Here is a 14,176-nt window from a genome sequence, read left to right on the forward strand (position 1 = left end):
GATTGCTTGGAACCAATTAACCAGTTTGTACAATTAACCAAAAATTAACTAACTAACCCAATATATGAGCGCCAGGAAACATACCACTACATCAGGCATTGAAATAAAAGGGCTGTACAGCTCGGCCAGGCCAATGGAAGAGCAGCCGGGACAATATCCCTTTACCCGCGGCATACAAAAAGATATGTACCGTGGCCGCTTGTGGACCATGAGGCAGTATGCAGGCTTTTCTACTGCCGAAGAATCTAATAAGCGTTACCATTATTTATTGGCTCAGGGAACTACAGGCTTATCGGTTGCTTTCGATCTGCCCACGCAGATTGGTTATGATTCTGATCATGAAATGGCTGATGGTGAAGTTGGAAAAGTAGGAGTGGCTATTGATTCGCTCCAGGACATCGAAATTTTGTTCGATGGCATTAAGTTGCAGGATATTACCACTTCAATGACCATTAATGCTACCGCTTCTATTTTACTGGCCATGTACATTGCGTTGGCTAAAAAGCAGGGAACAGATTTAAAACAGATTTCAGGGACGATACAAAACGATATTTTAAAAGAATATGCTGCCAGGGGGACCTATATTTATCCCCCAAGCAATCGATGCGCTTAATAACTGATATTTTTGAGTTTTGCAGTAAAGAAGTGCCCAAGTGGAATACGATTTCTATTTCCGGTTACCATATTCGTGAGGCCGGGTCGACCGCGGTACAAGAATTGGCTTTTACGCTTGCCAATGGCAAAACCTATTTAAAAGCAGCTTTAAATAAAGGTTTGGATATTAATGTTTTTGCCAAAAGGCTGTCATTCTTTTTTAACTGCCACAATAATTTTTTCGAAGAGATTGCAAAATTCAGAGCGGCACGGCGTATGTGGGCCAAAATTACCAAAGATTTGGGCGCTACCGATGAAAAGGCGCAGATGCTTAGGTTTCATACCCAGACCGGTGGTTCTACTTTAACGGCACAACAACCTTTAAATAATGTAATCAGGGTGAGTAATCAGGCTATGGCGGCGGTATTAGGCGGCACACAATCGTTGCATACCAATGGCTACGATGAAGCCCTGTCGCTCCCTACAGAATCGGCAGCTAAAATTGCTTTGCGTACACAGCAGATTATTGCCTTTGAAAGCGGCGTAACCGATACGGTTGATCCATTGGCAGGCTCTTTCTTTGTAGAAAGCTTAACTGATGATGTTGAAGCAGCCGCATGGGTATATATCGACCGGATTGATGCTATGGGCGGTTCGGTTAATGCCATTGAGAGCGATTATATGCAAAATGAAATTGCAGCTGCATCTTATCAGTATCAGAAAGAGATTGAAAGCGGCGAGCGGGTTTCGGTAGGAGTGAATAAATTTACTCAGGAAGAAGAAGGTTTAACCGAAGTTTTTAATGTCGATGATTCTATCCGCAAACTACAAACTGAAAAGCTGGAGCACCTAAGAGCAATGCGCGATCAGGCAGCGGTAGATGAAGCATTACGTGTATTAAAAGAAGCCTCACAGGGCGACACCAATTTGATGCCTTTGATTATTGATGCTGTTGAAAAGTATGCTACCCTTGGTGAGATCGCTGATGTACTGAGAGCTACCTTCGGTGTTTATTAAAATCGTTTTCAGTCATGTTAATAAGCAGCTGATCTGACAGGTGATAGCGGGTTCAGTGCCTGGTGCAAAATGATCGGTTCGCTGTCGGATAATAGCTACAAAAAAAGTATTGCAGGGTTTAATCTGTCAGTAATACGAAGCGCGCGCTCAAACGACATATTATTTATACTTTATACTTGTTTGATTATCAGTGTTTTCGGGTGAGAAATGGAGTTGTATTCGAAAAAGAGGCTTAAAATGGCTTGGAATTTGCTTTTTAACGGTGATTTGAAATTAACCGGAGGCAATCGTGTTAAATAATTGTAAATGTGGAAAACCAGTGTTAATAAATAGTTATTAACATAAAAAATTGAGGTTAAGTAGGCTACTTAATTCCTTATCAGTGGGTTACGATTTATTTAAAATTTTTGTTTAAAATGTTGATAATTTTCTCAATATTCGTAGTCCCGAAACGGACCATCCCTTTATATCGAATCGGAACTGAAAATCAATAAATTATAGAAATCGCAATGGAAAAAACTTGTACAGAAGTATGGAAGAACTGTCTCCAAATTATTAAGGATAACATCCCGAACCAAAGTTTCAAAACCTGGTTCGAGCCAATAACAGCCCTTAAATTGGATGGCAAGGTTTTAACCATACAGGTGCCAAGTTTGTTCTTTTACGAATGGCTTGAAGAACATTATGTAGGCTTGCTACGCAAGACGGTAAAAAAACAACTTGGAGAGGATGGCAGGTTGGAATATAATATCGTTGTAGATAAATCATCGAACAGCGGTAATCCTTATACTACCAATATGCCCTCAAATGGAAATGGCGCGGAGGCAAAGGTACAATCGATGCCGATTCCGGTTTCCATTAATAAGGATATTAAAAACCCATTTATTATCCCTGGATTAAAGAAATTAAATGTTGATCCACAATTAAATTCAAACTATACTTTCGAAAATTACATTGAGGGAGATTGCAACCGTTTGGCACGTTCGGCAGGTTATGCTGTGGCTGCAAAACCAGGAGGTACATCTTTTAACCCCTTAATGATTTACGGTGGAGTAGGTTTGGGTAAAACCCACCTGGCGCAGGCAATCGGAAACGAGATTAAACGCAGCATGCCGGATAAGCTGGTAATTTATGTGAGTTGCGAGAAATTTTGCCAGCAGTTTGTTGATTCATTAAAAAACAACACCATTAACGATTTCGTTAACTTTTACCAGGCAATGGATGTAATCATTATGGATGATGTGCACAACTTTGCCGGAAAGGAAAAAACGCAGGATATTTTCTTCCACATCTTTAACCACTTACACCAATCGGGTAAACAGGTAATCTTAACATCTGATAAAGCGCCGAAAGATTTGGCTGGTTTGGAAGAGCGTTTGTTAAGTCGTTTTAAATGGGGCTTATCTGCTGATTTGCAAATTCCTGATCTGGAAACGCGTATTGCCATTTTAAGAAAGAAAATGTATGCCGATGGTATTGAATTGCCAGGCGAAGTGGTTGAGTATGTAGCACATAATATCGATAACAATGTGCGTGAGCTGGAGGGAGCCATGGTATCATTGCTGGCACAGGCTACTTTGAACAAAAAAGAAATCGATTTAGCATTGGCAAAACAAATGCTGAAGAATTTCATCAAAAATACCTCCAAAGAAATTTCAATGGAGTATATCCAGAAACTGGTTTGCGAGTATTTTGAAGTGCCGGTTGATATGGTTAAATCGCAAACACGTAAACGCGAGATTGTGCAGGCACGTCAGATTTCGATGTACCTTTCTAAGAGCCATACTAAATCATCACTAAAAACGATTGGTGCTTTCTTTGGTGGCCGCGATCACAGTACCGTAATTTATGCTTGTCAAACGGTAGAAGATCTGATCGATACCGATAAAAAGTTTAAAGCATATGTACACGATATCCAGAAAAAACTAAAAATGAGCTAAGTTTTATACAAACTTATTGTTCAATAAAAAAGCAGCCAGATGATTAAAATCTGGCTGCTTTTTTTACCCATAATTTTTGAGATAGGAATAAGGGGCCTATCTCAGATTTTATTAACCTTTGGCTATTTCTTCCAATCCATAAAACAACGCTGCAACGTGTAAAGCCTGTGCAATCTTGTTTTCTTTAATCAGCTGTTTTACTTCTTCAACAGTATATTCTTCAACATTTAAAATTTCGTGCTCATCTAAGTGTTGTTCGTGGGTTTTAATGCCTCCGGTTAAGATATAAGTAAAAGTAACGTTATTAGCTGTAGCTGGATTAGGATAAAGCTCTGCAATTAGTTTGCAGGTTTTAAAGCTGTAGCCCGTTTCTTCTAAAAGCTCGCGTTTAATGGCAAATTCTGGCGCTTCATCGCCATCAATTACACCTCCTGGCACTTCGAGCGAAACAATATCGGCTGCATGGCGGTACTGGCGCACCATAATTATTTTTCCTTCTTCGGTTAAGGCGATAGCGTTAACCCAGTTGGGGTATTCTAAAACGTAGTAATCGTCTTTAATAATGCCATCGGGCAATTTAACCTCGTCTACCCTTAAAGTAGCCCACTTTTCTCTTACTAAATATTTAGAGGCAATTTTCTGCCACTTTTCTATAATCATCTATTTTATGTTAATTGAAATTTACGCCAAACTAAAAACTGCCAGCTCCTAACTGAGGTATTGTTGTATTGTTTTCTGACGGTGCAGGTTAACCAAATGTACAATCTTATGCTTGTCTGATAAAAACTGGTACACTAGGTTTAATTTAGGAGCAATAACTGAATTCCTTTCGGCACTGATTCCTAATTCGTAATAAAGAAATTCGCTAAGCGAATCCAGCTTTTCGGGAGCAAGATTGCCTTCGTTAAGCCAGTTTTCAAAAGCTGGTAAGTCCTGACTTTCCAAAATACTAAGCGGTAACATGAAGCTTTTCTCCATGGTCTCATCAAAAAGCGACTGAGCTTCTTTAAACTTTCCCTCCAGTTTTAAGCCCATAATACGGGCCAGTACTTCGGCCAGTTTTTGTATTTCTGCTGTAATTAAATCTTTTCTGTACATTGTTGTAGGGTTATAAGCTGTTATGAGGCTCGTGTAACGTGCAACATTTAAGGCGTTCCTAACTTAGTTGTTGTAGTGTTAAAGGTTGTAAGGTTCATATAACTTTCAGCACTCAAAAAGTTCCAATTTATCAACTATTGAACCTACCAGCTTCCGCTAGAGCCGCCACCGCCAAAACTTCCGCCTCCAAATCCGCCGAAACCACCTCCGCCTCCGAAACCACCTCCGCCTCCGGAAGAACCTCCGCCCCAGCCACTATTGCCACCCCAACCACTATTGCCGCCACGGCCACCGCCGCCACTGCCAAAAAGCATAGCCCAGAATAATGCATTAGAAGCACCACGACCACCAATAACCTCACTGCCACCACCTCCTCCTTTTCTCATGATGATCAGGATTACGATGACAATAATAATCACAATAATAATGCTACCACCGCCGCCACCGCTCTTTCTGTTCGCTACCCTGGGGTTGTCGTTCTTGTATTCGCCTTTGGTATATTTAATGATAGAGGTAGTTGCTGCATCCAGTCCGGCATAATAATTTCCGGCCCTGAATTCGGGCTTAATGTCATTATCGATAATCCGCTTGGCATAAACATCGGGTAGGGCACCTTCAACGCCGTAACCTGTTTGGATGGAGATTTTCCGATCACCAACAGCCACAACAATCATAATACCGTTGTTTTTGCCGCTATGGCCAACACCCCATTTTCTGCCCAGGTTTACTGCATATTCATTAATGTCATAGTCGCCTACCGATTTTAAGATCGCTATAGCAATTTGTGTTGATGAAGAATCATCGAAGGCTACCAGCTTACTTTCCAGTGCCTGTTTCTGCTCGGCAGACAGAACGCCCGAATAATCGTTAACCAGGGAACCTGGTTTTTCCGGATAATCCTGTGCAAATGCAAAGTTGAATAATAAAGCCAGTAACGATAAAAGAAATATTTTTTTCATTACTTATTTTCTTGTTGATCCATAAAAACAATGTCATTTGGCAATTCATTAATATCGCCTTTTTGAGGTGGAAAAAACAAAGCCAGCTTTTCTCCTGCTAAAGTTACCCCGGCAATAATGCCTTCGGCTAAATCGCCTTTGGCAAAATGAGCGGTCATGGCAATTTTGGTGGTTTCCCAAAAATCATAAGGCACCAGTTTGTTAATCCCTACATCGCCGATAATGGCAAATTTATGGTCAACGTGCGCCAGATAAATCAATACACCATTTCTTCTGGCTGTTTTATCCATATCCAGTTTAACAAAATATTCAACGGCTTTTTCATACGGGTCAGCCTCACAATATTTATCAATAGCAATCCTGATTTCTCCCGAGGTAGCTTTTTCAGCTTGGGCAATGGCATTGGCTATTTTTTCTTGTTCAATATCCGAAAATAACGACATGTGCTTAATTTTTTGTGAAGTAAAAAGGGTAGTAAATGTTCAAATAAACATTTACTACCCTTAAATGTTATGGTTAAAAGATTAAAACTCTACTTTAGGTGCATCTTTGGCCGTAGCATCAGCTTCGAAATAACCTTTAGCTTTAAAGCCGAACATTCCGGCGGTTAAATTGGTTGGGAACGACCTGATTTTGCCGTTGTACTCCTGTACGGCATCGTTAAAATCTTTACGGGCAACCGTAATCCTGTTTTCTGTACTTTCTAACTGGGCAGATAAATCGCTAAACTGTTGGGTAGCCCTCAACTCAGGATAATTCTCAGTAATAGATAATAATTTACCCAAGGCCTGGCTCAACTGGCCTTGTGCAGCCTGGTATTTCTGAATATTTTCTGGTGTTAGTTCATCAGCTTTAACCGTCATTTGCGTAGCTTTTGCACGTGCTTCAGTTACTGCCGTTAAGGTTCCCTGTTCAAATTTAGCTGCACCTTTTACAGTTGCTACTAGATTCGGAATTAAATCTGCTCTCCGTTGATATTGGGTTTGTACCGTTCCCCATTTCGATTTTACGTTCTCATCTAGTTTAACCATGCTGTTATACCCACAAGAGCTTAAAGTGCTTACTGCAATAACTGCAGCTAAAATCCCAAATATTAATCTTTTCATTTTTATGGTTTTTGTGTTTTTAATCTAATTGATTTTGCTCAATTTACGAATTAGATATCAAATTGCATGCCTTTGTTACAGTTTACATTTTTATCTGACACGTTGGCAAATGCCTTCGCCAACCACATTGGAAAAAAAAGATTTAGTTTTTTGTGCTAAAGAATATTAACCGGAAACCATTTTTTGTTTGGAGCGCAGGGTTCTTTACTTTTTTTAACGGATGTTCCTGCTCTCCGCTTTATCCCGATGTAAAATCGGGATGCCCGCTCTTAGAACAGTAACACGGAAAACCTGCAAAGTAGCAACAAAGCAACTGATTGAGTTGGTGTAGTAGTTTCCAATGAAATACTGCAATTGCTTTCTAAAAAAAAATAAAGCGTCACATTATTCTGAGATAATTTTTAGTCGTCTTCCCAAATCATCAAATGTGCTTTCAGATGCTTATCTTTGTACTGATTCGGGATAAAAACCTGACATGATATGCAAAAAGACATCGAAATTACTTTGCTCCCAAACCAGGTTGAGCAAACAGAAGTGATTAAGCAGAAGCTTGCCGACGCGCTAAAGCTACCTGTATTGCGAATTAAGGGCTACGAAATATTGAAAAGATCAATTGATGCCCGTTCCCGCAAAGTTATTTTCAGGCTACAGGTAAGGGCTTTTGTTGATGAAGAAGCTATTCCGGAAGTTTATACAGTTAATTACCCCAATGTTACTTCGGCCAAACCGGTTATTATTATTGGCGCAGGCCCTGCTGGTTTGTTTGCAGCCTTGCAATGCATCGAAAACGGATTAAAACCGATTATTGTTGAGCGTGGTAAAGATGTAAAACAGCGCCGTAGGGATTTGGCTGCCATTAACAAACAGGGCGTTGTAAATACCGAATCCAATTATTGCTATGGGGAAGGGGGAGCCGGAACCTATTCAGATGGTAAATTATACACACGTTCTAACAAACGTGGCGACATTAATAAAGTGCTTCAGGTTTTTGTAAGCCATGGTGCTGAGCCCGACATTGCTATCGATGCCCGACCGCACATTGGTACCAATAAATTACCTCACATCATCACCGCCATAAAAGAAACTATTTTAAATGCTGGTGGTGAGGTAATGTTTGATAGTCAGATGACCGATATTTTAACCGAGCATGGAGCTGTAAAAGGGATCGAAATTAATTTTCAGGATAAATTTTTTGCAGATCATGTTATTCTGGCAACCGGCCATTCGGCCCGGGATGTGTACGAATTGCTGAACAGGAAAAATATCCTTATTGAAGCAAAACCTTTCGCTTTAGGGGTTCGGATAGAACATCCGCAAGAAATTATCGATTCGGCCCAGTACCATTGCGATATCCGGTCAGAATTTTTACCGCCCGCTTATTACAGTCTGGTAGAACAGGTAGGCAGCCGGGGAGTGTTTTCTTTCTGCATGTGTCCGGGAGGTATTATAGCCCCCTGCGCAACAGGCGAGAATGAAATTGTAGTAAACGGCTGGTCGCCATCAAAGCGGAACAATCCTTACGCCAACTCAGGTACCGTGGTGCAAGTTACTTTAAACGATGTTCAGGGGTACGATCCGCTGCGGATGCTTAATTTTCAATCCGAAATAGAAAAAGTAGCTTTCGAGGCTGGTGGTGGTAATCTGGTTGCACCTGCGCAACGGATGGTCGATTTTGTAAATAATAAATTATCTATCGACCTGCCTAAGAATTCTTATCTGCCCGGTACAAAAAGCGCTATGCTTGATAATATTCTGCCAGATTTTGTATCCGATAGCTTGCGTGCCGCATTGCCTTTGTTCGGAAAAAAAATCAGGGGCTATTATACCAATGAAGCCATTTTAGTGGGGGTTGAGAGCAGGACCTCTTCGCCGGTGCGTATTCCGAGAGATAAGGAAACCTATCAGCATCCACAGATAAAAGGGCTCTATCCTTGTGCCGAAGGGGCAGGTTATGCCGGTGGAATTGTTTCGGCTGCAATTGATGGTATTAACTGTGCAAATGCGATATTGACGGTATCTTAACAAACTTTATAATACACAGGTTGTTGTTTGATTATGTTTAATATTACAAACGAAATTAAAAAAGCTTTTAATGGCGATGCATGGCATGGTAATCATGTAATGCAGACCTTAAATAATGTTAACCCCGAAAGTGCGTTTAAGCATTTTATTCCAGGAGCGCATTCTGTTGCCGAAATTGCCCTGCATTTAACTGCCTGGACAGAAGAAGTAACTTTGAGGTTAACGGGCAAACCAGCCAGAGAGCCAGAACGGGGCGATTGGCCATTACCCGAAAGTAAAACATCTCAGGGGTGGGAGCGGATCATCTTTAATTTTAAAGTGGCCAATGAAGAATTGATTCGCATTTGCGAGAATTTAAAAGCCGGCCACTGGGAAGATGAGGTAAAAGACGAAAGGAATCCGGCTTTAGGAACAGGTGTAACTAATACCGAGCTTTTAAGTGGTTTGGCCCAACACCATGCTTACCATTCAGGTCAAATAGCATTGCTTTCTAAGTTCTAGGCAAGAATCTGTTTAATTATTTAATCTGTTCAACAATGAATAAAACACTCATTATAGGCGCATCGCCCAATCCATCAAGGTATTCGTATAAGGCAGCACACATGCTTAAGCGTTTCAATCACGATATTATCAATGTGGGTATTAAGCAAGGGTCAGTTGCCGGCGTTGAAATTGAAAAACCTGGTCAGATCCATACCGATATCGATACCATCACTTTGTATATCGGTCCTGCCTTGCAAGCACAATATCACGACTATATTGTGGCTACCAAACCTAAAAGGGTTATTTTTAACCCGGGTACAGAGAATGCGGAACTCGAAGAACTATTGATTGAACATAATATCGAACCTGTTGAAGCCTGTACTTTGGTATTGTTAAGCACCGGACAATATTAAAAACGGTATACTACTCCCCAGTTTACATAATCGGCTTGTGCAAAGTGCATGTAGGTTTTGGCTTGTAAACCAATGTGTGGAGTGATGTTAAAAGTAGGTCCAAATGTCCAGTACCAGGTTGCTTTTTCCATTAACCTGTTGTAGTGAATGTATTTTCCAATCTGCGCCGCTACAGTAACGCGCCATAAATTAATATCGGCACCTATGCTTAAGCCGGTACGCCATCTGTCGTAAGAAGTACCATAATTTTGATAGGTTTCTCCATTACGATTTGGGTCATATACAGTAAAATAATAAACGGCATCAGCCCCGGCCTTTAGCGACATGATATCGTTTAAATAGAAATTATAGCCTGCATACAGCCCACTTTTATAAAGGCTTTTGGTGTTATCGCCAAATACGCCTCTGGCGCCTATACCAGCATTAATTTCAATAGCGTTTCGCTGCAAAGTGGTATAAGTGCTTTTTCTTTCGGCAGTAAGTTGCTTTGGGTTGCCAAGTTTCAGCCCGATATATACATTTCCGGTATTTAATCCGCCGTTTGGCACAGTAGCTCCACCGTTCGATACGTGCAGGAAGCCAAAGCCAGCCAATAAATCAGTGTATTTGCCCAGAGGCAGTTCCATACCCAGGTCTGCTTTAATTGTTTCGTTAATCGGACTGCCCAGAAATCTGTTTTTGGTGTTATTAAAGTAGTATTTATTGGTGTAGCCCAAACCTACCCCCGGCGTAAAGTTAAATTTAGCCTTTCCAATTTTGAATAACTGGAAATCCATCTGTAATACGGCGCCGTAAACCTGACCGAATGCATGGGCTGAAGTGTCCTTAGTTCCTTTTAGCTTGCTCAGGTCTCTGAAAATAAAGCCAATGCCATATGATTTTGCACCACTAAATCCAATCCATTTATCGCTATTCTGGCTAATATCCTTAAAATATGCGGCATCAAAGCCTGTTATCTGGTCCTGAAACAAATGCCCCTGATCGTTATTTACATGCGTACCAAATATCGGTTTAATAATAATGGCGTGATTTTCTGGCGCTATTTGCGCTTTAGTAAAAGATAAACCTGTAAAAAGTAAGGCAAAAGTGAGTAATTGTTTTTTCATATTAACTTTTACTAAAACGGTAAGCAAGACTGTAAAAAGCATATCGGTATCCCGTTGCGCTGTTTTTAACTTCGTTTGAAGTAAATGTAGCCGTGTAATTGGCTGTCCAGCGGGCAATGGCAAAGGTTAAACCAACCTGTGTGGTAAAAACCATGGGTTTTGGTTTAAAGGTAACGGGGCCTTTATCGTTTAAGAACAGGCCACCTTGTAAGCTTGAATCGAAGGCTACAGCATGTAACTGAGGTGCAACCGAAAGGAAAAGCTCATATTTTCGTTTAGCATTGCTTTTGTTGTGGTTGCTTACTAAACTATTAAAGGCAGCCGAACCATCCATTTCATTAAATTTTCCTAACCTGAGTATGGCGCCAACATTTGCTTTCGTTATTACATTGCCCACAGCTGCAGATGCAGTTCCGGTAACATCAAATATTTCATTAGGGGTAGCCAGCAGGCGTTTGTTGTATTCTATGCCGAGGTTTAAGGTTGGTTCGCTGTTTAATCCATACTCCCAGCCCTCAATTTGGTTCTGGCCAACCAGTTTATGAAAAGCCTTTTGAAACTCCTCGCCCAAAGCATCTTTACCTGTAAGGCCTACCTGTGCTGTAACCTTTAATAACTGTTTGTTTTCGTAAAACCTGCTGTAATTGGCCTCGCCATATAAATACGCTGTAAATGGCCGGTCGTGCAATGCAGGGTTTGGAACAAAACTATAATAAGGGTTGTATATTTTTTGGCCAAGTTCAAACCCGATTATCTCTTTGCTTCTACCTGGTTTTAAGCTTGCGCCATTTAAAGCATGCCTGTATTTAATAAAAAAACCATTGGTGTAGTAACGATCGCTGGTAATATCTATATAGGCATCGTTTTCCGAAATAACTACGATTTCGTTTTTATAGTTTTGAGCATGGCTCAACTTTGCAACGAAAATAAAGAGCAAAGGCAAGTATATTTTAAGCGTTGATTTCATTAATAATAAGGATCACATAATAAAGCGGTAAAAGTATTAATTATTGTTCAATATCCCGATAGTTATACCATTCACTAATAATACTTAGCTTTCATCAGCAAAGCCTGTTACTTTTCCATATGTGTTTTTAGTCTCTCTTTTTGATGCAAGCGCTACAAAAGAAGAATCCTCATAGCCCCCAAAAATTAAAAAACCAGCTTCAAACCTTAATGTCCTTACCTGCTTAATGGTTTCAAAGCGCCTTGATGGCGCTTTGAAACCATCTAAAGTGCCAACTATTCCACTACTTATAATATTATTTCCTGCTGTAAACCATTAAGTTAGCCTAATATCCCCAAAAAATCGATAAAAGGATTTGTGCGGGTTGTAATTTTTCCTACCTTTGCAACCCGCTCGGAAGGAGAGGGGATTAGTTGAAAAGCGTACAATGGTGAGGATGGGGCGAGATTTATTTTAAAATAAAGCTTGCATGAAGGAAAAAGATTGTTACCTTTGCAGCCCGCTCCGGAAGGAGAGGGGAGCTGGATAAAACCGGCACTTGAAATAGTGGGAAGCAGGAAAAAATAAAACGAAAAAATAAAAATTATTTTATTTGGAAGTTAAAAAAAAATTCCTACCTTTGCACTCCCAACGATAAGGAAGGGTAAAAAAGCTGAGCGGCGGATGTCGCGGAAAGCAAACGAAAAAAGATTGAAACAGGCGAAAACTGAAAGCGGGACGAATAAGACCGGCAGAAACCAAGCCCTGAAGATATATAGAAAGGCAACCGCGAGGTGATGCCGATAAGTTCTTAAAAGAGATGTCAATGTAGCGAAAGCGGGTTTAATGAAGTACTGGTCGAAGTACATGATTAAGGAGCTTTATTTTAAAGGTGATGTCTAACAGACAAAACAAAAGAAGACTATTTTTAACAATAGTTAAAACTGGTCAGAATCAAAACAACATTTTACAATGGAGAGTTTGATCCTGGCTCAGGATGAACGCTAGCGGCAGGCCTAATACATGCAAGTCGAACGCGATTAAAGGGCTTGCTCTTTATGAAAGTGGCGCACGGGTGCGTAACGCGTATGCAACCTACCTTTATCAGGGGGATAGCCCGGAGAAATCCGGATTAACACCGCATAAAATCACAGGATAGCATTATTCAATGATCAAATATTTATAGGATAAAGATGGGCATGCGTGTCATTAGCTAGTTGGCGGGGTAACGGCCCACCAAGGCGACGATGACTAGGGGATCTGAGAGGATGGCCCCCCACACTGGTACTGAGACACGGACCAGACTCCTACGGGAGGCAGCAGTAAGGAATATTGGTCAATGGAGGCAACTCTGAACCAGCCATGCCGCGTGCAGGAAGACTGCCCTATGGGTTGTAAACTGCTTTTATCCGGGAATAAACCTACTTACGTGTAAGTAGCTGAATGTACCGGAAGAATAAGGATCGGCTAACTCCGTGCCAGCAGCCGCGGTAATACGGAGGATCCAAGCGTTATCCGGATTTATTGGGTTTAAAGGGTGCGTAGGCGGCCTGTTAAGTCAGGGGTGAAAGACGGTAGCTCAACTATCGCAGTGCCCTTGATACTGATGGGCTTGAATGGACTAGAGGTAGGCGGAATGAGACAAGTAGCGGTGAAATGCATAGATATGTCTCAGAACACCGATTGCGAAGGCAGCTTACTATGGTCTTATTGACGCTGAGGCACGAAAGCGTGGGGATCAAACAGGATTAGATACCCTGGTAGTCCACGCCCTAAACGATGAACACTCGCTGTTGGCGATACACAGTCAGCGGCTAAGCGAAAGCGTTAAGTGTTCCACCTGGGGAGTACGCCCGCAAGGGTGAAACTCAAAGGAATTGACGGGGGCCCGCACAAGCGGAGGAGCATGTGGTTTAATTCGATGATACGCGAGGAACCTTACCCGGGCTTGAAAGTTAGTGAATGATTTAGAGATAGATCAGTGAGCAATCACACGAAACTAGGTGCTGCATGGCTGTCGTCAGCTCGTGCCGTGAGGTGTTGGGTTAAGTCCCGCAACGAGCGCAACCCCTATGTTTAGTTGCCAGCATGTAATGATGGGGACTCTAAACAGACTGCCTGTGCAAACAGAGAGGAAGGAGGGGACGACGTCAAGTCATCATGGCCCTTACGTCCGGGGCTACACACGTGCTACAATGGATGGTACAGAGGGCAGCTACATAGCAATATGATGCGAATCTCACAAAGCCATTCACAGTTCGGATTGGGGTCTGCAACTCGACCCCATGAAGTTGGATTCGCTAGTAATCGCGTATCAGCAATGACGCGGTGAATACGTTCCCGGGCCTTGTACACACCGCCCGTCAAGCCATGGAAGCTGGGGGTACCTAAAGTATGTAACCGCAAGGAGCGTCCTAGGGTAAAACCGGTAACTGGGGCTAAGTCGTAACAAGGTAGCCGTACCGGAAGGTGCGGCTGGAATACCTCCTTTC

At 41.6% G+C, this 14,176-nt stretch carries 11 protein-coding genes, 1 rRNA gene and 1 pseudogene; 6 read left to right on the top strand and 7 right to left on the bottom strand.

What is annotated here, in order from left to right; genetic code table 11:
* Positions 1 to 133: 133 nt before the first annotated feature.
* Both G7074_RS13465 and dnaA read left to right on the top strand, forming a co-directional pair.
* Positions 134 to 1,611 (top strand): annotated as a pseudogene (locus G7074_RS13465) (methylmalonyl-CoA mutase).
* Positions 1,612 to 2,120: 509 nt separating this feature from the next.
* On the top strand, positions 2,121 to 3,551 hold the full coding sequence (gene dnaA / locus G7074_RS13470; RefSeq protein WP_124561048.1) for a chromosomal replication initiator protein DnaA: 1,431 nt from the start codon (positions 2,121 to 2,123) through the stop codon (positions 3,549 to 3,551).
* A gap of 111 nt (positions 3,552 to 3,662) precedes the next feature.
* Here dnaA and G7074_RS13475 read toward each other — a convergent pair whose 3' ends face one another.
* From G7074_RS13475 to G7074_RS13495, 5 genes are all read right to left on the bottom strand, one after another.
* Complete coding sequence (locus G7074_RS13475) at positions 3,663 to 4,211, bottom strand: NUDIX hydrolase (RefSeq protein ID WP_199748376.1); 549 nt, start codon at positions 4,209 to 4,211, stop codon at positions 3,663 to 3,665.
* A gap of 48 nt (positions 4,212 to 4,259) precedes the next feature.
* Positions 4,260 to 4,649 (bottom strand): hypothetical protein, encoded by a 390-nt coding sequence (locus G7074_RS13480; protein ID WP_166208808.1) that lies wholly within the window; start codon positions 4,647 to 4,649, stop codon positions 4,260 to 4,262.
* Between the two features lie 143 nt (positions 4,650 to 4,792).
* Positions 4,793 to 5,608: a YgcG family protein gene (locus G7074_RS13485; RefSeq protein WP_166208811.1), complete on the bottom strand. Its 816-nt coding sequence runs from the start codon at positions 5,606 to 5,608 to the stop codon at positions 4,793 to 4,795.
* Positions 5,608 to 6,051: a TPM domain-containing protein gene (locus tag G7074_RS13490; protein ID WP_124561045.1), complete on the bottom strand. Its 444-nt coding sequence runs from the start codon at positions 6,049 to 6,051 to the stop codon at positions 5,608 to 5,610. The genes G7074_RS13485 and G7074_RS13490 overlap by 1 nt, the downstream gene beginning before the upstream one ends.
* A gap of 81 nt (positions 6,052 to 6,132) precedes the next feature.
* On the bottom strand, positions 6,133 to 6,714 hold the full coding sequence (locus G7074_RS13495; RefSeq protein ID WP_029275651.1) for a LemA family protein: 582 nt from the start codon (positions 6,712 to 6,714) through the stop codon (positions 6,133 to 6,135).
* A 480-nt stretch (positions 6,715 to 7,194) separates the two neighbouring features.
* Here G7074_RS13495 and G7074_RS13500 point away from each other — a divergent pair, with 480 nt between their 5' ends.
* The 3 genes from G7074_RS13500 to G7074_RS13510 are packed head-to-tail and all read left to right on the top strand — an operon-like array spanning position 7,195 to position 9,632.
* Positions 7,195 to 8,736 (top strand): NAD(P)/FAD-dependent oxidoreductase, encoded by a 1,542-nt coding sequence (locus G7074_RS13500; protein WP_166208814.1) that lies wholly within the window; start codon positions 7,195 to 7,197, stop codon positions 8,734 to 8,736.
* A 33-nt stretch (positions 8,737 to 8,769) separates the two neighbouring features.
* On the top strand, positions 8,770 to 9,237 hold the full coding sequence (locus G7074_RS13505) for a DinB family protein (protein WP_124561043.1): 468 nt from the start codon (positions 8,770 to 8,772) through the stop codon (positions 9,235 to 9,237).
* A gap of 35 nt (positions 9,238 to 9,272) precedes the next feature.
* On the top strand, positions 9,273 to 9,632 hold the full coding sequence (locus tag G7074_RS13510) for a CoA-binding protein (RefSeq protein ID WP_124561042.1): 360 nt from the start codon (positions 9,273 to 9,275) through the stop codon (positions 9,630 to 9,632).
* Here G7074_RS13510 and G7074_RS13515 read toward each other — a convergent pair.
* Both G7074_RS13515 and G7074_RS13520 read right to left on the bottom strand, forming a co-directional pair.
* On the bottom strand, positions 9,629 to 10,738 hold the full coding sequence (locus tag G7074_RS13515) for an acyloxyacyl hydrolase (RefSeq protein WP_166208816.1): 1,110 nt from the start codon (positions 10,736 to 10,738) through the stop codon (positions 9,629 to 9,631). The genes G7074_RS13510 and G7074_RS13515 overlap by 4 nt on opposite strands.
* A gap of 1 nt (position 10,739) precedes the next feature.
* The gene (locus tag G7074_RS13520) at positions 10,740 to 11,705 is read right to left on the bottom strand and encodes a lipid A deacylase LpxR family protein (protein ID WP_124561040.1); all 966 of its coding nucleotides are present in this window, start codon (positions 11,703 to 11,705) and stop codon (positions 10,740 to 10,742) included.
* 948 nt (positions 11,706 to 12,653) lie between these two features.
* Here G7074_RS13520 and G7074_RS13525 point away from each other — a divergent pair.
* Positions 12,654 to 14,175: ribosomal RNA gene (locus G7074_RS13525) — 16S ribosomal RNA — on the top strand.
* The last annotated feature ends 1 nt before the right edge of the window (position 14,176 follow it).

This window comes from Pedobacter sp. HDW13 (assembly GCF_011303555.1).
Classification (GTDB): domain Bacteria; phylum Bacteroidota; class Bacteroidia; order Sphingobacteriales; family Sphingobacteriaceae; genus Pedobacter.